We start from the raw sequence: 22,828 nt of genomic DNA on the forward strand, positions 1-22,828 counted from the left end.
CCTCAGGTTAATATGCTGAGTAAATTATGCATAGGTGCCATTAACATTGGTATGTGGGGCTAATTACGCGCTTACGTTTAAAAGCCACTCATTATTGAACAGGTGAAAACAGCCGTTGATAGGTTTTATAGGCGTATTCATCACTCATACCACTGAGGTAATCGCAAATAATACGCATACCTTGGTTTTGTTTTTGCGCCTCTATGTACTGGGCTTGCGTGGTTTCGGGCAATAACCGCAGCGGATCGCTGGCAAAAGCGGTAAATAATTCAATCAGTAGGTTTTGCCCTTTAAACTCAATTTGTTGCATTTTAGGGTTGCGAATTAAGCGCTGAAACACAAAGTGTTTAAGTATTTGCAGTACACTCTCGTACTGAGTTTCTAGCTTGGCTGTGTATTTTAAAATAGGGCATTCGAACGCTTCGTTTTGCACATCTAAATGAATATGAATGATAAAGGTATTAACCAGTTCGCCTATGGCATCTTTGCGCTCAAAATCATGCTTTGAAAACAGTCGTAAAGTGAGTGATTCAAGCATATCGTTTAACCAGCTAAAGTTAAGCGCCTGCAGTTGTGGTAAAGCATGGGTTTGCCAATCATCAAGAGTAAGTACTTTGGTGGCTATGGCATCTTCTAGGTCGTGTACCGCATAGGCTATATCGTCGGCGTGCTCCATTATGGCGCTATCGAGCGACTTATAGCTGGTTTTAGCGCGGTACTTATCTATTGCCGTGTGGTTACTTAACAAGCTTTTATCGTTTTGACTCAAGGGCTCTACTATCCAATTGAATATAGCCGCATCGTCGTTATATAAGCCTTTAGCTGGTCGCCAATCGTCTGCTTTAATAAATGCACGCTCAGGGTTTGCTTTAGGGATAGTGTGCCAAAGCTTATTTATAAATGCAGGGTATTTTATAAAGCCCAATAAGGTGCGGCGGGTAAGGTTCATACCATGGCCGTCGCTGTATGGTTCAAGCTTGGCAACAATACGCAGCGTTTGCGCGTTGCCTTCAAAACCACCGTGATCGCGCATCATATAATTAAGTGCAATTTCGCCGCCATGACCAAACGGCGGGTGGCCAATGTCGTGGGCTAAGCATAGGGTTTCTAGTAATCCGGTTGACGGAAAATGGCTAAAGTCGCTGTGTTGTACTTTTAAATGGCGCAGTATGCCGGTGCCAATTTGCGACACTTCTAATGAGTGAGTAAGGCGAGTACGGTAAAAGTCGTTTAAGCCAATACCCATAATTTGGGTTTTAGCTTGCAGACGCCTAAACGCAGCAGCATGAATAATACGTGAGCGATCAACCTGCCACGGTGAGCGATTATCATTAGGGCGGTGTTTATATTGTTCTATAATTCGGCTTTGCCACTGTTTGTCCATACTACTGACTCGTAATTAGTTAATAACGTTAGAATATACCCATGAACTATAAATTGCGAGTGCACACGTTGTACGGTATTTGCGCAGTTAGTGAAAGTTCGCCTTTATAAAGTGGCTTAGGTATAATAACGCTTCGTATGTATGTGCATTACCCATACATAATTTAAAGTTTTATTGAGAGAGTACATGTTAAAAAACATTATAAAGTTTATATTAGCCGCACTTTTTATTTGGGCACTGGCGTTTCCTTTTTTACAAAGTGACGAGAGTGGTTCAGATGAACAAACAAGTTCAGAGCAATCTAAAAAGCAAAAGAAAAAAGAAAAACCGCTGCACAGTGTAACGCTACCAAAGTTTTCTGAGTTTGCGGATGTAAAAGATAAAAAGCGGGCATTTTTTAACTTTATTAAACCGCATGTAGAAGCCGAAAATAAAAAGATTTTACAACAACGCGCTAATTTAGAAATTGCTCGAATGATGCTTGAAAACGACTTACCGTTAGATGAAAAACAAAGCAATGATATTGTTAAAATATTAAAGTCGTACGACCTACCCACAACAATAGATAGCTTTACGCTTAAACAAGCACTTCGCCGTGTAGACGTGATCCCTAAAGAACTAGCCCTAATGCAAGCTGCTAATGAGTCTGCGTGGGGAACATCGCGATTTGCACGTATTGGCCTGAACTTTTTTGGCCAGTGGTGTTATTCAAAAGGCTGCGGTATGGTCCCTGGTAGACGCGATACCGGTGCTGCACATGAAGTGGCTGCGTTTAAGTCGGTGCGTGCTGCGGTTAGTTCTTACTTTAAAAATATAAACACCCATAATGCTTATAAAGAGCTGCGATCTATTCGCGAAAACCTACGCTTAGAACAACAACCCATAGCAGCAACATTATTAACTCAGGGTTTAATGTCGTATTCAGAGCGTGGTGAAGCGTATATAGAAGAGCTAAACACTATGATTAACCAAAATAGAGCCTACTTTGATGAATAAAAGTGTATTAAATATAATGACAGCACTGTCGTTAACACTACTGAGTGTTACCGCATTAAATGCCTCTGCTAGAGAGTTTGTAATGTCGTACGATGGCTTTTACGATCGCTTAAAAGTGGTTAATAAAGGTGATTTTCAATATGCGCGAGTTAATTTTTATATTAGCGATATTGGCACTAACGAAGCCTGTGCAATTAAAAGTGGCACAATTTTAACCGAAAATAACGAATACCCGCTCAATTACACCGAACAAGCGCAATTATTACTGCCTTTTGATAAGCAACTTGATACAGATAAAGCGGTTATTGTGGTGCAACCGCAAAATCCGGTACATGACTGTCAGTTAAAATTACAAATAGAAGCGAATGAACTTGAAGGTTTAAGCTTTACTAAACAGTCGTTATTTACTATACACACTGAACTTGACGAACTGTTGGCTGATTTATCGGGATTTTTTGTTAGCAAATTAATGTGGTTTTTATTACCAGAACAAAAAGGCGTAGTTGTTACCTTTAAAAAGCCAATGCATTTTGATGATGAAAGCATTGAGTGTAAAAAATCAGTGTGCTATTTCGCTGTTGCAGACAATTGGCAAGACGATACCAAAGAATTAGCTGATATAGCAGATGTTATAAAAGTAACACCTTGGATAACTAAATAAATATAATTTTATAAAAAATTATTTAAAGCGGCTTTTGCCGCTTTTTTATTTAGTAACCTTAACTCTGGTTAAGAGATTTACTAACGTATTGAATCATAGTTATATTTAGCTTTAGCTTTCTTTTCTCTAGCCAGAGATTTTCAGTGAATTCAACGCAGTTAGCGCTGAAAATAGCTGCTTGAGATAGGTTTATTATCCGCAGTTGAGGTTATTTAGTAACCTTAACTCTGGTTAAGTATTATATTGCGGACGTGTTGGCTTGCGAGAAGAGGGTGTGATCGTATTGGCTAACTACTTTGTCGCGGCCTGTTTCTTTTGCAAGGTATAGGTGTTTGTCGGCGTGTAATAATAGCTCTTTTAAATTTAGCTGGTTAATAGTGGTACTACTAACACCGGCACTAACAGACAGAGGAATGGATTGATCATTACAATAAAATGGTTGCTGACGAATATTAAAGCTTAATTGCTCTGCCAAGGTATTTGCTTGCTCAAGCGTATAACCATTAAGCAATACTGCAAACTCTTCTCCCCCAATTCGCGCTGTTATGCCAATATTCATAAATAATTGGCTGATATGTTGCGCTATCCATTTTAATGCTTGGTCGCCTACATCATGGCCATATTTATCGTTTACACGCTTAAAAAAATCTATATCTAACATAATTAAAGCAAGGGTATGATTTTTATCGGCTGTATTGGCTTTAATGTTTTTACAGGTAGAGAAAAATCCGCGGCGATTTAATAATTGCGTTAACGAATCATTGTTTGCCAAGTTAATCAGCTTAGATTCTGAATTTGCAAAAATAATAAAAGGCAAAATTAAAGCACAGAGTGTGGTAATAAAAAGGTGCGCTATTAATAGTATGTGTAACTGGGGCTTAAAGTCATCATTATTTGAGGTTATAAAGGGGAGCAACAATAAAATAACTTGTCCTAACATCACTAAGCTATGTGTTACTAAGCCTATTATAAGTAATCGTTGCTGTAATTTAGCAACGCAGTGTGTTTTTAATAAAATAAAAGCGCCGTATAAAAATAAAATGGCAACAATAAAGCTTGTTAATATTTGGCTTAAAACATGATTGTATACAAACACGAGTAATAAAGCGCACAAGCCATAAAGGTAAGCCAAAGGCGTTAAGTTTATTACAGCTTTGTTGTTAAACTTATTTAAGCCGATTACAAGTAATAGTGGGCTCAGTATAATAAATAGGTTTGCAAGGTAGTGAGTTAGCCATGGGAGGTTTAGCTCTTCTTTAAAGCTCACAAGTAAAATAGCAGTGGCAAACGAGATACAAGCACCACCAAATAACAAAAAGCTAGTTGTTTTTTTGTGCAGGTAAAAAGAAATAAACAGTATACCTATCAGTAAGTTGAAAATAAAAGATAGGCTAGTTATAGTTGGTAAGTGCAGCATGTTGTAAGTACTCTTAAATATAAAATGGCAGAGCAATTCGCTGCGTCCGTGTATTATATACTGTTATAAAATTTTAAAAATCGTTGTAAAGCATTGTATTTATAACTAAATAAGTATTTATAAATGCTGAATGACTGTGCTTATACTAAACTCTCTAATGCCGAATCAATATCAGAAAAATGAAATCGGTAGTTATGCTCTAATGCTTTTTGGGGTAAAACATATTGTCCGGTAATGAGCAGATCAGCCATTTCGCCCATTAACAGCTTTAACACAAGCGCTGGCATAGGAATTAGAGCAGGACGAGATAACGCCTTACCTAAACTTTTGCTAAATACTTTACTACTTACAGGGTTTGGTGCCGTTGCATTAATAGGCCCAGTCATATTTTTATGTTTTATAATAAATAATATTAACTGCGTCATATCGTCAATATGGATCCACGACATACCTTGCTCGCCATTGGCAATAGGGCCGCCTAAACAGAGCTTAAACGCCGGTAGCATTTTGCTCAAAGCACCGCCTTTTTTTGCTAATACTATACCTGTGCGCAGTAAACACACGCGGGTACTAGTTGATTGAGCTGCTAATGCTGCGTTTTCCCAGTCTTTACAAAGCTGGTGGCTAAACTCATCGTGGGGTTTATTATTTTCGTCATCAATTGGGGTAATGCCTTGGCGACCATAAAAACCAACAGCGCTGCCTGATATAAACGTATGCGGTGGGGTATTGGATGCAGCGATTGCTGCAGATATTTGTTTTGTTAGCTCAATGCGGCTATCGCGAATAATCGATTTTTGCTTATCACTCCAGCGTTTATTTACAATGGGCTCACCTGCGAGATTAATTACTACATCAACATTATTAAAATCAACCGCTTCTATGTTGGTAACTGCATTTATTTTATGCCCTAAAAGTACGTTTGCTTTTGTGGGGTTACGGCTTAGCACAGTAACACTATGATGATGGGTTAAAAAAGGACAAAGGTGTTGGCCAATTAAGCCAGTAGCTCCAGTAATAAAAATATGCATAACACAGCCTTATTTTTTAATTGCTAGCAAGTGTTTAAAATTTATACTCGCTAGTGCTTGGTTTTGCAAATTTATACGTGTAATGCAGTTTTATGATCACTTAGTAAATATTTCATTTTATTAGCTTTTGCCTTACACTAAAGCCTAATAAAAAATAATAAGGATCATAATATTGGCAAGTTTAACAGGGGTAAATAAAAGCTTAATTATTTTTGCTGCACTAGTTATTGTGCTCGCAGGGATCAAGTCGGCCAGCGCTATTATTATTCCCTTTATTCTAGCGGCATTTATTGCAATTATTTGCAGCCCGCTAATTAAATTTTTTGCTCGCTATCGTATTCCTAAAGGCATTGCTGTTATTTTTGTGGTGCTTATTATTGTAGGGCTAGGAGTCAGCCTTGGCGGCTTGGTAGGGCAGTCAGTTAACGATTTTTCGCAGCAACTTCCGCAGTTTAAAGTTAAATTAAAAGAAGAGTTTGTTTGGCTGGTTGATATAGCGTCGCAGTACAATATTTTAATTAATAAAGACCAAATATTATCTATGTTTGATCCTGGTAAAATGGTTGATGTCGCCACCAATATGCTCACCGGCTTAGGTGGAGTAATGGCGAATATGTTTTTAATTATTTTAACCGTGGTTTTTATGCTATTTGAAGGGCCGTCACTTAATCATAAAATACATTCGGCGCTTAACGATCCTGATAAAAAAATGAAACAAATTAATCGCTTTTTAGACTCAATTAACTCTTATTTAGCCATTAAAACCTTAGTAAGCTTAGGAACGGGTATATTAGCTGCTTCTTTACTGTGGTTTTTAGATGTCGATTATTTTGTATTGTGGGGTGTATTAGCCTTTATGTTTAATTACATTCCAAATATCGGTTCAATTATTGCTGCTGTACCTGCGGTATTATTGGCACTTATAACGCAAGGCCCTTTAGTTGCTGGTTTAGTGGGAGCCGGATATTTAGTTATTAATACTGTGATGGGTAATATAGTAGAGCCTAAATTTTTAGGTAAAGGGCTGGGGCTTTCTACCTTAGTGGTGTTTTTGTCTTTGATATTTTGGGGCTGGTTATTAGGCTCTGTAGGTATGTTGCTGTCGGTACCTTTAACTATGATAGTTAAAATAGGGCTTGAGGCAAGTGACGAAGGCCGCTGGGTGGCAACATTACTAGGTACAGGCGAAGAGCTTACTGAAAACTAATTTATAGCAAAGTAGTATACTACTTTGCTATAAGCATAACTTTACGGCTATTAAACTTTTAAAGCATTAATAGCCGTATTTGCTGCGTTTATTGCACCTTCTAAATATCCTGCCTCTTGCTGCGCAAATTCACTGCCAACAAAATGAATATTTAAGTTAGCTAACTGTGAGCTTAGCCCCGAGTAGTTAAACTCTGGGTGTTGTGAAGGCCCTGTTTTATCATTTTCATTTGCTACATAGGGGTCAGCTGCCCAGTCTTTAATAAAATACCCCGTTGCCGCGTATACTTCATCGCCATAAAAATAAGCAAGTTGCTTTATACACGCTTGTTTTAATTGCTCAGTGCTTACTGTACTGCGCGTTGAATAAGGTACACCAATAAAGCCAAATAGGGCGGGGTGGCCATTATGACTGGCGCTTGCATCGTGAACTTCTACTAATGGCCCAACACGGCTAAAGCATTGCCCAGATAAGTTTTTATCACGCCAAAAAGCATGTTCAAAAGTTGCTATAAATTTAGCTTGGCCTGCCATCCATGTAGGCACTGCAGTTAAGCGATTTATAAGTGTTTGGTCAGCCCAAAGATCAGGAGTTAAGTGTTGGGTTATCATACGTGGGGGGAGAGCTGCAATTAGTTGCTTTGCGCTAAATTGCTTAATTTTGCCATTGTGGTTAGCGGTTATATGCCAGGTATTTTGTTGTTTATGTAATTTAACGACGTGATGCTCTGTTAGGATTGAAGCCGGATTAAGCTGCTCATACAAGGCTTTAATTAAGCTGTACATGCCGCCTGTTAATCTTAGGAGGTGCATTTCGCCTGCACCTGCTATTTGTTGTGGCTTTAGCGTTTGCGCTGCCTGATATAACACATCGCCTTGTGTATATTGTGCAAATACAGGTAAGCATAATAACGAGATAAGTTGTTGAATTTTAGGTTGATGATCAAAAATCCAAGTAGGGCCTAAATCAAAGCTAATAGCACTATTGTGAGTGTCATGTGCTGCTTCAATTCGCCCGCCTAACTGTGGTTTTGCTTCTAATAATAGGTAGGGAATATTGCGTTGCTGTAGCAGGTATGCACTATATAACCCAGCTAAGCCGCCGCCAATAATAATAACGGGTTCATTTGTAGTGGATTTGCTCATAGTAAGCTTTTATACCTTTGTGGTTTGCATTGTAAGGCGCTGGACTATTTATTAGTATCGCTACTTATGTCGATATCAATAGCGCAGCACTTATTTTGAATATTAAAGAGGCCGCTTTAAGTCTAAAGTAAATTGCTCTACTAGTGATAGCTCGCAGGTTTTATAGGTTATTGCGGCGCTCAAAGCGTTAGGTAACTTTAATGAGTAGCGCCACTGGCAACTATGCTTAATATAATTTTCGTTACTGGCAATGCTTTTTATAAACAGCTGTAAAATTTGCGTATTGCCAGTTTCAAATTCTAATTTGTTTAACTCAAATTTGCGCTTTTGGATCCAAGTGTTTTGCAGTTGTTTAGCTGTATTTAATTGATCATCAAGGCACTGAATGTAACGCTTAGTAACCTCTGGTGTTGCTTGAGCAGGTAATTTGCATGTTTGCTGGGCAAAGCTTACCGAGCTAAAAAATAATAAAGTTAAGCTTAATAAATAAATTATAGAGTTACTTTTTTTCATGGTAATTAAACTCTAGCATAAACTTGGCCCCGCCTAATTGCTCAGACTTAGAAATGGTGAGTAAGCCACGATACGACTTAACTAAGTCAGATACGATTGCCATACCCACACCATGGCCACTTTCGTAGGTATCTAAGCGTGTGCCTCTGGTAAGCAGAGATTCGCGTTTGTCTTGTGGTACACCTGGGCCGTCGTCGCTAATACTAATACACAGGGTTTTACCTTGCGCTACTTTAATGGTTACTTGCGAGCGACATGCTTTACAGGCGTTATCAATTAAATTACCAAGTAATTCCATTAGGTCGGTTTTATCACCTAAAAAGTAATCTTTTTTACCTACTTTACAGTCAAAAATAATATCTTTATCGCGGTATACTTTACCCATAGCACTTAAAATAGAGTCTAAAACAGGTTTAATAACGGTTTGTTTTTTCCAAGTGTCGGAAGCACCTGTAGCAGCACGCTTTAATTGATGCTCGATCATCACATTGATGCGATCTAGTTGTTCTTGTGCATCGGCATCATTTGCCAATGGACTCGACTTTAGTACTGCCAATGGTGTTTTAAGTGCGTGGGCTAAGTCGCTTAATGACGCTCTGTAGCGCTCTTTTTGGCGTTGTTGCGACTCAAGTAATAAGTTTAAATCAGCTTTTATTGTTTGTAACTCTACTGGGTACAAGCCTTTTATTTCTTGTATATCGCCAGACTCTATCGCTTTAATTTCTTTATCTAGGCGCTGTAGTGGGCGGGCACTCCAAATAAAACCAATTGCCATTAACCCAGCAATTGCTATTCCCATTATAAACATCCAGTCAACCAGCGTTTGTTTAAAGCCATCCATAAGCTTTACTAACGCGTCGTTACGTTTGAGTAAAATAAAGCGTGCTTGCTCAGACTGATCAATATTATTGAGAATAACGGTTAAGCTTAATTGCCAATAGCTGGTGTTATTATACTCCACACGCCTAAAGTCAGCGGCGCCGGCTTTGGGCTCAATATATTCTGGCGTAAAATTAACATTCACCGCCGACTCAGAATACCAAATAGGTACATCATCGCGGTATATCATTGCGTAGGTGTCTGAATTTAAATTATTAAGCTCGGGGGTTAAAATAGTGCTGGGCATAATAATGCCGCGCTCTGTAAAGTCGACTTCAGAAATTAGGGAGTACAGATGGGCTTCGAGGTTTTTTTCTGTTGCATCAACCAAAGAGGCATAATAAGCGGTGCCTATAGAGTAAAACAAAATAGGCAGGGCGACTAACAAAACAAAGACAAGGATAAATCCTTGCCTTATTTTTAACGATATTTGCGGTGCTACCACTGGCTTTTAAGCCTGTAGCCGCGTCCTCGTAGTGTTTCTACAGGATTTAGTACGCCATCAGGATCTAATTTTTTACGTAAACGCAGTACAAATACTTCAATTACGTTCGAATCAAGGTCAAAGTCTTGGTCGTAAATATGCTCAGTAAGCTCTGATTTAGAAATTACCTTTTGCGGATTAACCATGAGGTATTCTAGTACTTTGTATTCGTATGCAGTTAAGCTTAACTCTTTATCGTCAACCCACACTTGCTGCGAGCGAGTATGAATTTTAATTGGTCCTGCTGTCATTTCTGGGTTTGCTTTACCTGCGCTGCGGCGAATTAGTGCATTACAACGGGCAATTAGCTCCTCAACATGAAATGGTTTTGTTAGGTAGTCATCTGCACCGGCATCTAAGCCTTCTACTTTGTCTTGCCAACGATCGCGCGCTGTTAGTATTAAAATAGGAATGGTAATGCCTTGGGCACGGGCTTTATTAATAAGCTCAATCCCGTCTATTTTAGGTAAACCTAAGTCAACCACAGCCATGTCTAAAGGGTACTCAGTGATATGAAAAAGACCCGCTTCACCATCGTGGCATAAATCTACGCTGTAACGTTCTTTTTCTAGAGCATTACGCAGGTTATCTGCTAAGTGTAAATCATCTTCTATAACTAAAATTCGCATCAATCAATCCTTTTTCACTTCGCCAGTTTTTTTATTTATTTTTAAATCTACGACGTGGCCGTCAGATTTTAAAATTCGTACAGTATAAAAATTTATTTTTTCGGTAATTTTTAATGTCGTACCGTCAGTGGTTTCTTTTGCAAGTACTACCGCTTTCTTTTTGCTTATCTCAACGCTATTAACCTTGGTTATTGTATTAGCTTGCAGCGTATTAGCAAAACAAATACAAGCGAAAAAGTTGAGGATTAATAATACGCGCATGACGGGACTCCTAGATCAGACCTACTCAGTTTAATAAACTGAGTTACCAAAATTCAATTAAATACTTAATAAGAATTTTACGGCAACAGTTTAATAATTAACGAGTGAACAAACCCTGAATTTTATAGTGAGATCATTCAAGGTTAAGTACATGCGTTATTAAGCAGGGAATACTTTTTTATATGGTTTAACAATTGAGTTTTCATATACGCCAGCCGCAACATAAGGGTCGGCTGCTGCCCATTCTCGGGCGGCCTCTAAAGAGTCAAACTGAGCAATTACTAGTGAACCGGTAAAACCTGCATCACTTGGGTCTTCATTATCGATAGCCGGAAGCGGGCCTGCAGTCAGTAAACGGTTTTGCGAATCAAGTTCACTTAAGCGTGCAAGGTGCGCTGGTCGGGCCTCTTTACGCAGTGCTAAGCTGTTTTCAACATCGATTGAATAAATCATGTACAACATAAAGAATCTCATAAAATTTGTTAAATTTAGTTAAGTGTATACTAGCATAGCGTTGAAAAATGGTGAATTAAAAGTGTTTACAGCTTTGTTTACAGTGAGAATATTTTTTTACTGTGTAATTGCTTGAAAAGCGCTGTGTAACACTGTTAGAGTCCCATGGATAAGATAAATAATAACAAGGTTTATACATGAGTGAAAATAGAGAGCATTTTAGCTCCCGCCTAGGGTTTATATTAGCAGCGGCGGGCTCTGCTGTGGGCATTGGTAATTTAGTGGGCTTTCCTGTTTCTGCAACAAAAAACGGTGGTGGCGCATTTTTGCTCGTCTATGCCTTGTTTGTCGCATTTATTTGTTTACCCGTAATGATGGCTGAAATGGCCATGGGCCGTAAAGCGCAAAAAGATCCCCTAGGTTCATACAAAATATTGGGTAACAATGACACAAAATGGAAGTTGGCTGGCTTTTTAGCTGTATTTACTCCTTTTATGATAGCGGTTTTTTATATGGTTATTACCGTATGGATTTTTGGCTATTTAACGCAAACCGCACTTGGTAATTTAGATTCGTTGGCAAACCCTGGACACTTTGGGTTGTTTATTAATAGCTACACAGTATTTGCTTATATGGCAGCTGTGGTACTTGTTGTTAACTTAATTTTGTTAGGTGGCGTAAAGCAAGGAATAGAAAAAGCGGCTAAATTTTTAATGCCGGCATTATTCGTCATGTTAATTGTGTTAGTGGGTTATGTATTAACGCTAGATAACGCGATGGCAGGTGTTAAGTATTATATTATTCCAGATTTTTCTAAAATGAATGCCAGTGTGTTAAATGGTGCGTTAGCGCAAGCATTTTTCTCATTATCGCTTGGTATGGGTATTTTAATGACGTATGCGTCTTATATATCTAAAAAGGACGACATTGTAGGCAGTGCAAAAATGGTTGCGATTACCGACTCATTAGTTGCGTTTGTTGCAGGTTTAATGGTGTTACCGGCTATTTTTAGCTTTGATCCAAATACAGACCCAGCAACGCTTTCTGATTCATCAGTATCGATGATATTTGTATACCTTCCTAAAATATTGTTAGCACTGCAACATGATATTGGTTACTTTGGTGCATCGGCAGTGGCATTCTTATTCTTTTTATTAGTATTTTTTGCTGCAATTACATCACTCGTTTCTATTGTAGAAGTACCTACAGCAACATTAAGCGATCGCAAAGGCATAAGCCGTAAAAAAGCATTGGGTATTTTAACCTTAGCCACAGGCGTACTTACAATCTTATGTACTATGTCGTTTGGTATGGTAGATAGCTTAACGTCGTTTACTGGTTACGGCGGTGAAAGTAAAAGCTTTTTTGATGTAGTTTACGATGTATTTTACGACACCATTTTACCGCTTAACGGTTTAATGGTGTGTTTATTTGTAATGTACCGCTGGAAAAAAGCAAATTTAAGTAAAGAGTTGAGCATAGGCTCGCCTAATTATGCAGGCAGCTTTATGGAAAAATATGTTAACTTTTCGCTTTCAACGTTTATTCCAATTATTTTAGCGACTATATTTATAAACACAGTTGCAACTAAGTTTTTTGGATTGAAATTATTTGGTTTTTAAAAACTGATTAATATTAATTAAGCCGCGTATTTCGCGGCTTTTTTATGTCTGAAATAAATGTACATAATATTAATTGTATTAACGCTGCAGGGTTGACTTGCGTCCTTGTAAGCCTTAGCCTCCCTGACTTTATTTTATATTATGGTTAAATTCCCACGCTTAATTAATTTCATTATGCGTGTATTTAGGAGCATTCAATGAATAAAGCACAACTAGTTACCGCTATGGCTCAAAAAAGTGAGTTAACTAAAAAAGACGCACAAGCAGCACTTACCAGTTTACAAAAAGTAATTACTAAGTCGCTAGCAGAAGGGGATCAAGTTCAAATAAACGGTTTTGGTACTTTTGCATTAAGCTATTACCCAGCACGCACTGGGCGTAATCCACAAACCGGTGCTAGTATTGAAATTGAAGGGGCTAATAAAGCGGTGTTTAAGGCTTCTAAAACGTTAAAAGATGTTCTTTAATTTTATTCTCCATTAAACACTTTATTTATAAAAACAAAAAAGGGCATTTTAAAAATGCCCTTTTTTAATTTCCGTTGTAGTTTATTAAAGCGCTGTAGCAGCTTTCATTTTAGTTACAAAGGCTTTTAATTGTGTGGTCATGGTGGGTAAATCATCAAGGTTTGCTTCGATAATTTTAACCACTGCCGAGCCCGAAATAGCCCCCGCAGCACCGGCATTTAATGCGACTTTTACATCATCAGGCGTTGAAATACCAAAACCTAATAGTGCTGGTGCGCTATGGTATTCTTTTAATTTAGTTACAATGTTGCCCGCTGGCATTTGCGCTTTTTCGTCAGTGCCGGTAACTCCCGCACGCGACAGTAAATAAGTGTAACCTCTGCCATACGATGCGCATGCACGAAGCGTGTCGTCATCAGCATTAGGGGTGGCAATAAAGATAGGGTCTACACCGTTTGCCATGGCTGCCTTTCTAAATGTTTTTGACTCATGCAGTGGCACATCGGCCACTAAAATAGAGTCTACGCCGGCGGCTTTAGCATCTTTATAAAAGGTGTCTATACCGCGCTTAAAAACTAAGTTTGAATACAGTAATAAACCAATTGGAATATCTGCATTGTACTGGCGTATTTGTTTAATAATATCAAAGCAGTCTTGGGTGTTAATGTGTACATTAAGGGCGCGAATATTTGCTTTTTGAATGACTGGTCCATCAGCAATTGGATCTGAAAACGGAATACCTAACTCTAGGGCATCAGCGCCGCCATCAATTAAACTTTTAATAATAGCAATACTTTGCTCTTTACCGGGGTCGCCAATAGTTACAAAGGGTACAAATGCCCCGTGTTTTTGCTCATTTAGGGCTGCAAACATTTTACCGTAGCGATCTTTTTTTACTTGGCTCATATTTGACCTCCTTGCGACAATACATTGTGAACGTGGGCTAAGTCTTTATCGCCTCGGCCACTTAAATTAACCACTATAATGCTTTCATCAGTTAGCGCTTCTGCATATTTAAGTGCATAAGCGAGGGCGTGGCTAGATTCGAGCGCCGGAATAATACCTTCATTTTTGGCAAGCGACTGAAAAGCGTCTAGTGCTTCGGTGTCGGTAATGGCTACATATTGTGCACGACCTGTTTCGTGTAAAAATGCATGTTGCGGCCCAACAGCTGGGTAATCAAGGCCGGCAGATACAGAATACGACTCTTCTATTTGGCCGTCGTCATTTTGCATAATATAGGTGTAAGTACCGTGTAATATGCCTTTAGTACCTTTACAAATAGTAGCACCGTGCTCGTGTGTATCTAAACCTTTACCAGCAGGCTCAACACCAATGAGCTTTACACTTGGCTCGTTAATAAAATCACTAAACATACCAATGGCATTAGAACCGCCGCCAACACAGGCAATAACGGCATCAGGTAGGCGACCTTCAGCTTTTAGCACTTGTTGTTTTGCTTCTTCACCAATAATTTTTTGGTATTCACGCACAATAGTTGGGAATGGGTGTGGGCCCGCTGCAGTACCAAGTAGGTAGTGCGCATCTTGATAATTTGCTGACCAGTCACGTAGTGCTTCGTTTACAGCATCTTTTAATGTGCCTGAACCCGCTGTTACCGGAATCACAGTCGCGCCCATTAGCTCCATTCTAAATACGTTTGGTTGCTGGCGTTCAACGTCTTTTGCACCCATGTAAATACGGCATTTTAAACCCAGCAGAGCACAAGCAAGTGCTGTAGCAACACCATGTTGGCCTGCACCTGTTTCGGCAATAACCTCTGTTTTACCCATACGTTTAGTTAATAACGCTTGGCCAAGTACTTGGTTAGTTTTGTGCGCGCCACCGTGCAGTAAATCTTCACGCTTTAAATACAGTTTAACCTTTGGGTTTTTAATTAAATTACGCGTTAAAGTAAGTGGCGTAGGGCGACCCGCATACTCGTTAAGTAATTTTGAAAGCTCAGCCTGAAACTGTGGATCTTTTTGTGCTTTGTTAAATTCGTTTTCTAACTGCTTAAGCGCAGGGACAAGTAGCTCGGGTACAAACATACCGCCAAACTCGCCAAAATAAGCTGGATTTTTCATTTTAACCTCAATAATTTCTAATACTTGTAAATGCGTTTTGTAATTTGTTAGGGCACTTTTTACCCGGAGACTGTTCCACTCCAGAATTAAGGTCTAGCCCTAAGGCGCCTTGAAAAAGTGCCTCTTTAATGTTCTCAGGATTTAAGCCTCCAGCAAGCATAAAGGGGGTGGTGGCATCACGTAGCACCGACCAATCAAATGTTTTACCTGTACCGCCAGCTTGGGTGTTGCTGTGGGTGTCGTACAAAATGCGATCAACACCATGTACTGGAGTCGGCAATGCATCTTTTATTGCCTGTGCTTTCCAAATTTCGCAGTCGCTAGGTAGTTGTGTACGCAAGGTGGTAATGTAATCGTCACTTTCTTGACCGTGTAATTGCACAGCCGCCAATTTTAACACACTTGCGTACTGGGCTACTTGCTCTATAGGCGCATCTACAAATACCCCAACAAAGTTAAGCGGTGCACTTTGGCTAAGCTCTATGGCGCAGTCTAAGTCGACATAACGAGGCGACTTGGGGTGAAAAATTAACCCGCCATATACGGCGCCACTTTCATACGCTGCAAGCGCATCTTGGCTGCGCGTTAAGCCACATACTTTGTTATCGCCTAATATAACTCTTTTGCAGGCTTGTTCTAAATCGCGTTCGCTCATAAGTGAGCTGCCAATTAAAAAGCCATCGCAAAGTGGCGCTAATCGTTTTACGTCTTGGTGGGTGTAAATACCCGACTCCGAAATAACGACTTTATTAGCCGGAATAAGTTTACGTAGCTTTTCGGTGGTGGCTAAATCTGTACTTAAATCGCGTAAGTCTCTGTTGTTAATGCCAATTATTTTAGCATCAAGGGCAAGCGCACGGTGTACTTCTGCTTCGTTGCTTACCTCAGTTAGCACCGACATATTTAACGAGTCAGCAACGCTATGCAATGCTTTATAGCTTTCATCGTCAAGTACTGAGAGCATTAATAATATAGCGTCGCCGCCATAAATACGCGCCATATATACTTGATACTCGTCTATAAAAAAATCTTTGCAAATAAGAGGTTGCTCTACTTGGCTACGTACAAACTCTAAGTAATCAAAGCTGCCTTGAAAATACTTGGTGTCGGTTAGCACGCTCATACAGCTGGCATACTTTTTATAAACCGAGGTTATTTCTGTTAAATTAAAAGGTTCTCTAATAAGCCCTTTAGACGGCGATGCTTTTTTACATTCTAAAATAAACTGAATGCCAGGGGCTGCAAGTGCTTTATAAAAGCTGCGAGTTGTTGGCACCGCAAGGTGCTTAAAGCTATCTAGTGGGCGAGCGGCTTTGCGCTCAATTAGTTCTAATTTTTTATCAGCAACAATTTTGTCTAATACATTAGCCATTACTTACCTCAATAATTGCATTTAGTGTGTTCATGGCTTGCCCTGAACTTAATAACGTGTGTACTTGTTGTGCGCCGTCTTTTAGCGATTGCGCTTTACCACTTAGGTATAACAGTGCGGCCACATTAACAATAATAGCGGCATTATGCGCTTCATCACCCTTACCTTGCAAAATAGCAAGAGAGACATTAGCGTTGTATTGTGGGCCTTCACCGGTTAGTTGTTCAAGTGAATAGTTTGCAAGGTCAAAGTCACTTGGGTTAAGCGTATACTCGCTAATGTTGCCATTATTTAACTCAACCACAGTAGTTGGGCCGTGCAGAGCAATTTCGTCGGTGCCAGAGCCATGTACTATCATTGCGCGCTTGGTGCCTAGGGTTCTTAATGTTTGTGCCATAGGTAGGCATAAATTGGGGTTGTATACCCCGAGTAACTGTACTTCAGGCGCCGCTGGATTTACCAAAGGCCCTAAAATATTAAAAATAGTGCGTGTTTTAAGGGCAGTACGTACTCCCATTGCGTGGCGTACGCCTGGGTGGTACTGAGGTGCAAACAAAAAAGTAAAGCCTGTTTGTTCTAAGCAATTTGCCGCTTGTGCTGGCGTCATTTCAATATTGATGCCCAATGCTTTGAGTAAATCGGCAGAGCCTGAGTTACTCGAGACACTGCGATTACCGTGTTTTACCATATTAATACCTGCCGCGGCTGCAACAATAGCAGCGGTAGTGCTAATATTAATTGTATTAGAGCCATCGCCACCGGTGCCGCAGCAATCAGCAAGTTGGTTACGGGTAGTATTAAAGGCAAGCGCATTTTCTCGCATAGACGCCGCAGCGCCAGCTATTTCATCGCTGATTTCGCCTTTTGATTTTAACGCTATAAGCAGTGCGCTAAGCTCAATATCACTCATGTTACCTTGCATTATTTCATCAAACAGCGCTTTAGATTGCGTGTAGCTTAATGATTGGTTGCTTATCAGTTGCTCAATTGCAGTTTGAATGCTCGCATTGTGCATATTAGCACTGAGAACATTAATGTTTTGCTTGGTTTGTATACTCATTATGTTCTCCTTTATTGGCTAGCGGTTAAGTAGGCAATGCTTTGCTGTAATAGCTGCGCGCCGTTTGGGGTTAAAATAGACTCAGGATGAAACTGATACCCTAAAACATTGTCATCATGATGATAAATAGCCATAGGAATATCTTGGTATTGGGCAATTACTGCAATATTATCAGGCACTTTAGTGGCCATTAAAGAGTGATAACGCGCTACGGGCATAGTGCTGCCCATACCGTTAAATACTGGGTGTTCACCTAAATCAATTATTGACGATTTGCCGTGTACGGTTTCCCCAGCATGGCCAATTACGCCGCCATAACTTTGGGTTAAAGCTTGCTGGCCTAAACAAATACCCAGCATAGGGAAGTGACCTTTGGTAAGCGCTATTAAATCCATTAAGCAGCCTGCATTACTTGGTGTGCCAGGGCCTGGGGAAAGTACTAATAGCACTTGGCCTTGTTCTTGGCGCATTTTATTAAAAATAACCTCAGCGCTAATATTGTTTCTGTAAACAACCAGTTCACAGCCAAGCATAGTTAGCTCGTCAACTAAGTTATAGGTAAACGAGTCAAAGTTATCTAAAAAGTAAATTTTAATTGGGTGTTGCTGGCTCATGTTAACCCGCCTCGAAAGTAGATTTAATAGCGGTAATAACCGCTTGTGCTTTAGCACGGGTTTCGTTTGCTTCTGACTGCGGATCTGAATCAAATACCACTCCGGCTCCGGCTTGCACGTAAGCAATATTATTTTTTACAAAAGCTGAGCGAATAACAATGCAGGTATCCATAGCGCCATCACCGGTTAAATAACCTACAGCGCCACCGTAGCTACCACGGCGTTTACCTTCGGTTTGGCGCACAAGTTCTGCAGCGCGTACTTTTGGTGCACCAACTAAGGTTCCCATGTTCATACATGCTTGGTATGCGTGTAGTGCATCAAGCTCTGGCTTTAGCGTGCCGACAACGCGCGACACTAAATGCATTACTTGAGAGTAGCGGTCTACTTTTAATAGCTCTTTTGCAAAGCGCGTACCGGCTACGCTAATACGGGCAACATCGTTACGGGCTAAATCAACTAGCATTAAATGCTCAGCGCGCTCTTTTTGATCGTTTCTCAGCTCAAGCTCGATGCGGCTATCTAAGTCTAGATTTATTTGACCATTCGCAAATTTGCCACGCGCTCGAGTACCTGCAATTGGATACACTTCGACCTGTTTTGATGCCACAGTGTATTTAAGTGCTGACTCGGGTGATGCACCAAATAAAGCAAAGTCTTCGTCGCGCATATAAAACATATACGGGCTGGGATTTTGCTGTTTAAGTTTGCTGTAAGCATGAAGTGGGTCGGGGCAAGGCAGCGAGAAAGTACGCGAAGGCACAACCTGAAATATATCGCCATCTACAATATTCTTTTTAAGCTTAATTACTTGTTCGCGGTAAGTTTCGTCGCTTATATCAATAGCAACATCGCATTCGCCGCTTTGTATCTTGGCGCTAAATTGTGCAGCGTTATCGCATAAGGTATTTAAGCGCTCTAACTCTTTACCTACTTCAAAGCAGTTTGCATGTACGTCGGGGCCATTAAATACATTACCAATAAGTTCTGTGGTTTGTTTTTGATGATCAATTACCACTAGTGTTTCGGCTAAATAAAATACGTAATCGGGGCAGGTGTTTTCGCCGTCTGGCACATCACTTAACTGTTCAAAATTGGCTACCATATCGTAGGCAAATACACCGCCTAAAAAAACCGAAAAAGGATTGTTGGTGGTGCTTTTAATACTGTTAATACAGGTGCGCAGTGCACTGAATGCATTATCGGCAACCAACTTACTCGCTTCGTCAATATCATTGTTTGAGCTTAAGTACGCAAGCGTTAATGTTGTCTCGTTTAGAGTGGCTTCGCAGCTTTTTACATTGGCTTGTAAATAGCTTAGTAGCTGTTGTCCATTATTTGATTGCGCTGTAATCGTTACGGTTTTACCCTGGCATACAATACGCAGTGCGCAATCAACTACAATTAAACTTTTAACACTGTCTTTAGACTCAATTTCAGCCGACTCAAGCAGTAGCGAATTTGGCTTATCAAGTGCGCTATATAGTGCAAGCGGGCTACTAATATAGTTGCGTACTTGCGTAATGCTGGTTACTTCACCTGGTGTGGTGGTTATGTGACTAAAAATCAAACCTCATTCCCTCAAAAAAATAAAACCCCGCAATGCTGTGCAATGCGGGGTTTAAATAACGATATCTAAATTACAAACAGATCATTACCGTCCCGCTAAATTAAGCGCCACCAACGATGTGTAAGAGTAAGATTGTTATTCATGTTTTTTAGCCTCTAATGCTTTTTATTTTTTCCAGTCGTTACTGGTTAAAAAGATACGTTTAAATAATAATTATAAAATTTAGTGATAAAAAAACCCGCACAGTTGCGGGTTTTGAATATTTGTTAGACACGACAATTCATCACCCGGAAATTACGAGTGCCACCACCAAATAGTGTTTAAAGTAGAATTGTTCATTATTGTTAATGCTTATAGTGTCTTTAAGTGGCTACAGTAAAACGTATCATATGCTTTGATGTCAAGTGTTTATTTAAAAACAATTTAGTTAAAAAACTTGTTATACTAATTACCGATACTTTCCACACTTAATTTTAAGTAGTTTTCTTTTGATAAAATATGATTTACATAGCCATACAACACATTCCGATGGGCAGCTAAGCGTTGCAGAGCTATTGCATCGTGCTGTTGATAAAAATATAGATGTGTTTGCTATTACAGATCACGATACTGTGGCGGCCATAAAGCCTGCTCAGCATATTATTGATACCAAAAACCTACCATTATTGCTGATCACTGGAGTTGAAATATCAACCCGCTGGGAAAGCTTTGAAATTCATATTGTGGGGTTAAATATTGATACTGAAAATTCAGACCTAACGGCTTTATTGCTAGAGCAACAGCAAAAACGCGAAACTCGCGCGTTAGAAATAGGTACACGCCTAGCTAAAAATGGCTTTGATGATATTTACGAGCAAGCAAAAGAGCTTGCAAAAGATGCGCAAATTACTCGCGCGCATTTTGCTCGCGCTTTAATAGCACGCGGTGTTGCAAAAAACTTTCCCGGGGTATTTAAAAAATACTTAGGGCGCGGAAAAACCGGTTATGTACCAAGTAGTTGGTGCGATATGAAAACGGCTATTAAGGCGATTCATGCCGCTGGTGGAGTGGCGGTTTTAGCTCACCCTAGCAGTTATCAAATGTCTAATAAATGGCTACGCAAATTATTGGTTGAGTTTAAATCTGTTGGCGGAGACGCAATGGAAGTTGCTCAGCCTCAGCAAGCACCAAGTGATCGTCAATTTTTAGGCGAGTTGAGCCGTGAGTATGATTTGTTGTGTTCACAAGGGTCTGATTTTCATTTTCCGACAAGCTACTTAGAGCTTGGTAAAAATCTATACTTACCTAAGGATTGCCGCGGCGTTTGGCAAGCTTGGGAAAAGCAAGAAGGAGCAGCAACATGAGTCAACTATTTCATATTCATCCAGAGAATCCACAATCAAGGTTAATTCAACAAGCTGCCGATATAATTAAGCAAGGCGGCGTTGTTGTTTACCCTACAGATTCGGGGTACGCCATAGGGTGTAATATTGGTAATAAACAAGCAAAAGAGCGTATTGAGCGTATTCGTGGCATAGAAAAACACCATAACTTTACCTTAGTGTGCCGCGATTTATCTGAGCTTTCTACGTATGCACGCGTAGATAATCAAACCTTTAGATTAATAAAAAACAATACTCCCGGGCCTTATACTTTTATTTTTAAAGGCACTAAAGAAGTACCAAAACGTTTATTAAACGACAAGAAAAAAACCATAGGTATACGCGTTATAGCGCATCCTATTGCGTGTGCATTGCTAGAGGAACTTGGCGAGCCACTCATGTCGTGTTCACTTATTTTACCAGGTGAAGAATACACTGAGTCAGATCCAGATGAAATTATTGAGCGATTAGATAAACACGTAGATTTAATTATCCATGGTGGTTATTTAGCAGAGCAAGCAACCACAGTGGTTGATTTATCTGAAGATGAAGTGCAAATTTTGCGTGTTGGCTGTGGTGATACTAGTCCGTTTGAGTAAAAAATAGTGAACGAAGAAAACACCAAACCAATAAGCACCCCCATTGAAAAGCCAGTGCAGCAAAAGCTGCCACTGGCTTTTTTACATGGTAAAGCCATGGTCGATAAACCGTCTGATTTATATATTCCGCCAGATGCGCTGGAAATTATTTTAGAAACGTTTGAAGGCCCGCTCGATTTATTGCTGTATTTAATAAAAAAACACAAGCTTGATGTTCTCGAATTGTCTATTTTTAGTATTACAGAGCAATACATGAGTTATGTTGAAATGATGACTGAGTTTCAACTCGAACTTGCGGGCGAGTATTTAGTGATGGCAGCCTTATTGGCGCAAATAAAATCTCGTTTACTGTTGCCCGTACACAAAGAGCTAGAAGAAGAGGAAGATCCTCGTGCAGAGCTTATTAAACGTTTGCAAGAATACGAGCAATTTAAAAAAGCCGCCGAAAACTTAGACGAAATTCCGCGGGTGGGTCGTGATATTTTTGTAGCCCATGCTGCTATGCCGGTGGCTGAAAATATCACTGAGCAGCTTCCTGAAGTGCAACTTAAAGATTTACTTTTTGCCCTGAGCGATATAATGGCGCGCGCTAAAACACTAGAACATCACTTAATTAGCGCCGAAGTACTTTCTACCCGTGAACGCATGAGCCAAATATTGCAGCAGTTATCACATACTCAATCGGCTTTACCATTTAGTGCACTTTTTACTGTTAATGAAGGGCGAAGCGGTGCAGTGGTTAGCTTTATCGCTATACTTGAGCTGGTAAAAGAAGGGTTAATTACCTGCCTGCAAGTCACATCAGATAGCCTTATTTATGTGAGCCTCAGTAAAAAATCGACTCAATAGTTATTAATAAGCACTCAAAAACAACCTCTTTTAATAACGATTACAATTAACAATAGTTATTAAAAAGCTCCGCATGCAAGTCTTATAATTCGTAAGCGCGTAATTAGCCCCACATACCAATGTTAATGGCACCTATGCATAATTTACTCAGCATATTAACCTGAGGT

The 22,828-nt window shown here is 39.8% G+C and carries 23 protein-coding genes; 8 read left to right on the forward strand and 15 right to left on the reverse strand.

Annotated elements, in window-relative coordinates:
• Window positions 1-91: 91 nt before the first annotated feature.
• The gene (locus AAEY55_RS16590; RefSeq protein ID WP_011327957.1) at window positions 92-1,384 is read right to left on the reverse strand and encodes an anti-phage deoxyguanosine triphosphatase; all 1,293 of its coding nucleotides are present in this window, start codon (window positions 1,382-1,384) and stop codon (window positions 92-94) included.
• A gap of 186 nt (window positions 1,385-1,570) precedes the next feature.
• Between AAEY55_RS16590 and AAEY55_RS16595 the strand changes: the two genes are divergently transcribed.
• A complete protein-coding gene (locus AAEY55_RS16595; RefSeq protein WP_089368164.1) occupies window positions 1,571-2,380 on the forward strand; it encodes a glucosaminidase domain-containing protein in 810 nt (269 codons plus the stop codon).
• The gene (locus AAEY55_RS16600; RefSeq protein ID WP_041454402.1) at window positions 2,373-3,041 is read left to right on the forward strand and encodes a DUF2987 domain-containing protein; all 669 of its coding nucleotides are present in this window, start codon (window positions 2,373-2,375) and stop codon (window positions 3,039-3,041) included. The genes AAEY55_RS16595 and AAEY55_RS16600 overlap by 8 nt, the downstream gene beginning before the upstream one ends.
• 238 nt (window positions 3,042-3,279) lie before the next feature.
• On the opposite strand, the gene AAEY55_RS16605 is transcribed toward AAEY55_RS16600, so the two are convergent.
• Together AAEY55_RS16605 and AAEY55_RS16610 are read right to left on the reverse strand one after the other, a co-directional pair.
• Window positions 3,280-4,458, reverse strand: coding sequence for a GGDEF domain-containing protein (locus tag AAEY55_RS16605; RefSeq protein ID WP_086994232.1), 1,179 nt, complete (start codon window positions 4,456-4,458; stop codon window positions 3,280-3,282).
• A gap of 140 nt (window positions 4,459-4,598) precedes the next feature.
• Window positions 4,599-5,489, reverse strand: a complete 891-nt coding sequence (locus tag AAEY55_RS16610) for a TIGR01777 family oxidoreductase (RefSeq protein ID WP_350552315.1) — start codon at window positions 5,487-5,489, stop codon at window positions 4,599-4,601.
• A gap of 172 nt (window positions 5,490-5,661) precedes the next feature.
• Between AAEY55_RS16610 and AAEY55_RS16615 the strand changes: the two genes are divergently transcribed.
• Complete coding sequence (locus AAEY55_RS16615; RefSeq protein WP_041454403.1) at window positions 5,662-6,696, forward strand: AI-2E family transporter; 1,035 nt, start codon at window positions 5,662-5,664, stop codon at window positions 6,694-6,696.
• A 50-nt stretch (window positions 6,697-6,746) separates the two neighbouring features.
• On the opposite strand, the gene AAEY55_RS16620 is transcribed toward AAEY55_RS16615, so the two are convergent.
• The 6 genes from AAEY55_RS16620 to AAEY55_RS16645 form a co-directional block, all read right to left on the reverse strand.
• Entirely contained in the window at window positions 6,747-7,841 is a 1,095-nt protein-coding gene (locus AAEY55_RS16620) for an FAD-dependent oxidoreductase (RefSeq protein ID WP_350552318.1), read from the reverse strand.
• 102 nt (window positions 7,842-7,943) lie between these two features.
• Window positions 7,944-8,354 (reverse strand): hypothetical protein, encoded by a 411-nt coding sequence (locus AAEY55_RS16625; RefSeq protein WP_350552321.1) that lies wholly within the window; start codon window positions 8,352-8,354, stop codon window positions 7,944-7,946.
• On the reverse strand, window positions 8,341-9,678 hold the full coding sequence (locus AAEY55_RS16630; RefSeq protein ID WP_011327965.1) for an ATP-binding protein: 1,338 nt from the start codon (window positions 9,676-9,678) through the stop codon (window positions 8,341-8,343). Before AAEY55_RS16630 ends, AAEY55_RS16625 begins: the two co-directional genes overlap by 14 nt.
• Complete coding sequence (locus tag AAEY55_RS16635; RefSeq protein WP_002959806.1) at window positions 9,672-10,346, reverse strand: response regulator transcription factor; 675 nt, start codon at window positions 10,344-10,346, stop codon at window positions 9,672-9,674. The genes AAEY55_RS16630 and AAEY55_RS16635 overlap by 7 nt, the downstream gene beginning before the upstream one ends.
• A gap of 3 nt (window positions 10,347-10,349) precedes the next feature.
• Entirely contained in the window at window positions 10,350-10,607 is a 258-nt protein-coding gene (locus tag AAEY55_RS16640; protein ID WP_011327966.1) for a PepSY domain-containing protein, read from the reverse strand.
• Window positions 10,608-10,766: 159 nt separating this feature from the next.
• Window positions 10,767-11,069: a YciI family protein gene (locus AAEY55_RS16645; protein ID WP_058373227.1), complete on the reverse strand. Its 303-nt coding sequence runs from the start codon at window positions 11,067-11,069 to the stop codon at window positions 10,767-10,769.
• A 188-nt stretch (window positions 11,070-11,257) separates the two neighbouring features.
• Between AAEY55_RS16645 and AAEY55_RS16650 the strand changes: the two genes are divergently transcribed.
• Window positions 11,258-12,682 carry a sodium-dependent transporter gene (locus AAEY55_RS16650; RefSeq protein WP_011327968.1) on the forward strand — a complete coding sequence of 475 codons (1,425 nt, stop codon included), beginning with the start codon at window positions 11,258-11,260 and terminating at the stop codon, window positions 12,680-12,682.
• 197 nt (window positions 12,683-12,879) lie between these two features.
• Complete coding sequence (locus AAEY55_RS16655; protein ID WP_089368169.1) at window positions 12,880-13,149, forward strand: HU family DNA-binding protein; 270 nt, start codon at window positions 12,880-12,882, stop codon at window positions 13,147-13,149.
• 84 nt (window positions 13,150-13,233) lie between these two features.
• Here AAEY55_RS16655 and trpA read toward each other — a convergent pair whose 3' ends face one another.
• Genes trpA through AAEY55_RS16685 form a run of 6 tightly spaced genes read right to left on the reverse strand, consistent with a single transcriptional unit; the run spans window position 13,234 to window position 19,852 of the window.
• Window positions 13,234-14,055 carry a tryptophan synthase subunit alpha gene (trpA, locus tag AAEY55_RS16660; RefSeq protein WP_350552325.1) on the reverse strand — a complete coding sequence of 274 codons (822 nt, stop codon included), beginning with the start codon at window positions 14,053-14,055 and terminating at the stop codon, window positions 13,234-13,236.
• The gene (gene trpB / locus AAEY55_RS16665) at window positions 14,052-15,236 is read right to left on the reverse strand and encodes a tryptophan synthase subunit beta (RefSeq protein WP_011327971.1); all 1,185 of its coding nucleotides are present in this window, start codon (window positions 15,234-15,236) and stop codon (window positions 14,052-14,054) included. Before trpB ends, trpA begins: the two co-directional genes overlap by 4 nt.
• 7 nt (window positions 15,237-15,243) lie before the next feature.
• Window positions 15,244-16,608, reverse strand: a complete 1,365-nt coding sequence (trpCF, locus tag AAEY55_RS16670) for a bifunctional indole-3-glycerol-phosphate synthase TrpC/phosphoribosylanthranilate isomerase TrpF (RefSeq protein ID WP_011327972.1) — start codon at window positions 16,606-16,608, stop codon at window positions 15,244-15,246.
• Window positions 16,601-17,668, reverse strand: coding sequence for an anthranilate phosphoribosyltransferase (gene trpD, locus AAEY55_RS16675; RefSeq protein ID WP_089368172.1), 1,068 nt, complete (start codon window positions 17,666-17,668; stop codon window positions 16,601-16,603). The genes trpCF and trpD overlap by 8 nt, the downstream gene beginning before the upstream one ends.
• Before the next feature lie 11 nt (window positions 17,669-17,679).
• Window positions 17,680-18,282 (reverse strand): aminodeoxychorismate/anthranilate synthase component II, encoded by a 603-nt coding sequence (locus AAEY55_RS16680; protein WP_041454404.1) that lies wholly within the window; start codon window positions 18,280-18,282, stop codon window positions 17,680-17,682.
• 1 nt (window position 18,283) lies between these two features.
• On the reverse strand, window positions 18,284-19,852 hold the full coding sequence (locus AAEY55_RS16685; RefSeq protein ID WP_350552328.1) for an anthranilate synthase component 1: 1,569 nt from the start codon (window positions 19,850-19,852) through the stop codon (window positions 18,284-18,286).
• A 488-nt stretch (window positions 19,853-20,340) separates the two neighbouring features.
• Between AAEY55_RS16685 and rnm the strand changes: the two genes are divergently transcribed.
• From rnm to AAEY55_RS16700, 3 genes are all read left to right on the forward strand, one after another.
• Entirely contained in the window at window positions 20,341-21,195 is an 855-nt protein-coding gene (gene rnm, locus AAEY55_RS16690) for an RNase RNM (protein ID WP_350552331.1), read from the forward strand.
• Window positions 21,192-21,812 carry an L-threonylcarbamoyladenylate synthase gene (locus tag AAEY55_RS16695; RefSeq protein ID WP_011327977.1) on the forward strand — a complete coding sequence of 207 codons (621 nt, stop codon included), beginning with the start codon at window positions 21,192-21,194 and terminating at the stop codon, window positions 21,810-21,812. Before rnm ends, AAEY55_RS16695 begins: the two co-directional genes overlap by 4 nt.
• 96 nt (window positions 21,813-21,908) lie before the next feature.
• Window positions 21,909-22,661 (forward strand): ScpA family protein, encoded by a 753-nt coding sequence (locus AAEY55_RS16700; RefSeq protein WP_089368950.1) that lies wholly within the window; start codon window positions 21,909-21,911, stop codon window positions 22,659-22,661.
• The last annotated feature ends 167 nt before the right edge of the window (window positions 22,662-22,828 follow it).

It is taken from the genome of Pseudoalteromonas sp. 120-MNA-CIBAN-0494, from assembly GCF_040308885.1.
Classification (GTDB): Bacteria; Pseudomonadota; Gammaproteobacteria; order Enterobacterales; family Alteromonadaceae; genus Pseudoalteromonas; species Pseudoalteromonas nigrifaciens.

What these genes read in the sequence shown, in the direction of transcription:
- AAEY55_RS16590 (WP_011327957.1), bottom strand. Translation starts at nt 1,384, where the DNA reads ATGGACAAACAGTGGCAAAGCCGAATTATAGAACAATATAAACACCGC.
- AAEY55_RS16595 (WP_089368164.1), top strand. Translation starts at nt 1,571, where the DNA reads ATGTTAAAAAACATTATAAAGTTTATATTAGCCGCACTTTTTATTTGG.
- AAEY55_RS16600 (WP_041454402.1), top strand. Translation starts at nt 2,373, where the DNA reads ATGAATAAAAGTGTATTAAATATAATGACAGCACTGTCGTTAACACTA.
- AAEY55_RS16605 (WP_086994232.1), bottom strand. Translation starts at nt 4,458, where the DNA reads ATGCTGCACTTACCAACTATAACTAGCCTATCTTTTATTTTCAACTTA.
- AAEY55_RS16610 (WP_350552315.1), bottom strand. Translation starts at nt 5,489, where the DNA reads ATGCATATTTTTATTACTGGAGCTACTGGCTTAATTGGCCAACACCTT.
- AAEY55_RS16620 (WP_350552318.1), bottom strand. Translation starts at nt 7,841, where the DNA reads ATGAGCAAATCCACTACAAATGAACCCGTTATTATTATTGGCGGCGGC.
- AAEY55_RS16625 (WP_350552321.1), bottom strand. Translation starts at nt 8,354, where the DNA reads ATGAAAAAAAGTAACTCTATAATTTATTTATTAAGCTTAACTTTATTA.
- AAEY55_RS16635 (WP_002959806.1), bottom strand. Translation starts at nt 10,346, where the DNA reads ATGCGAATTTTAGTTATAGAAGATGATTTACACTTAGCAGATAACCTG.
- AAEY55_RS16640 (WP_011327966.1), bottom strand. Translation starts at nt 10,607, where the DNA reads ATGCGCGTATTATTAATCCTCAACTTTTTCGCTTGTATTTGTTTTGCT.
- AAEY55_RS16645 (WP_058373227.1), bottom strand. Translation starts at nt 11,069, where the DNA reads ATGTTGTACATGATTTATTCAATCGATGTTGAAAACAGCTTAGCACTG.
- AAEY55_RS16650 (WP_011327968.1), top strand. Translation starts at nt 11,258, where the DNA reads ATGAGTGAAAATAGAGAGCATTTTAGCTCCCGCCTAGGGTTTATATTA.
- AAEY55_RS16655 (WP_089368169.1), top strand. Translation starts at nt 12,880, where the DNA reads ATGAATAAAGCACAACTAGTTACCGCTATGGCTCAAAAAAGTGAGTTA.
- trpA (WP_350552325.1), bottom strand. Translation starts at nt 14,055, where the DNA reads ATGAGCCAAGTAAAAAAAGATCGCTACGGTAAAATGTTTGCAGCCCTA.
- trpB (WP_011327971.1), bottom strand. Translation starts at nt 15,236, where the DNA reads ATGAAAAATCCAGCTTATTTTGGCGAGTTTGGCGGTATGTTTGTACCC.
- trpCF (WP_011327972.1), bottom strand. Translation starts at nt 16,608, where the DNA reads ATGGCTAATGTATTAGACAAAATTGTTGCTGATAAAAAATTAGAACTA.
- trpD (WP_089368172.1), bottom strand. Translation starts at nt 17,668, where the DNA reads ATGAGTATACAAACCAAGCAAAACATTAATGTTCTCAGTGCTAATATG.
- AAEY55_RS16680 (WP_041454404.1), bottom strand. Translation starts at nt 18,282, where the DNA reads ATGAGCCAGCAACACCCAATTAAAATTTACTTTTTAGATAACTTTGAC.
- AAEY55_RS16695 (WP_011327977.1), top strand. Translation starts at nt 21,192, where the DNA reads ATGAGTCAACTATTTCATATTCATCCAGAGAATCCACAATCAAGGTTA.
- AAEY55_RS16700 (WP_089368950.1), top strand. Translation starts at nt 21,909, where the DNA reads ATGGTCGATAAACCGTCTGATTTATATATTCCGCCAGATGCGCTGGAA.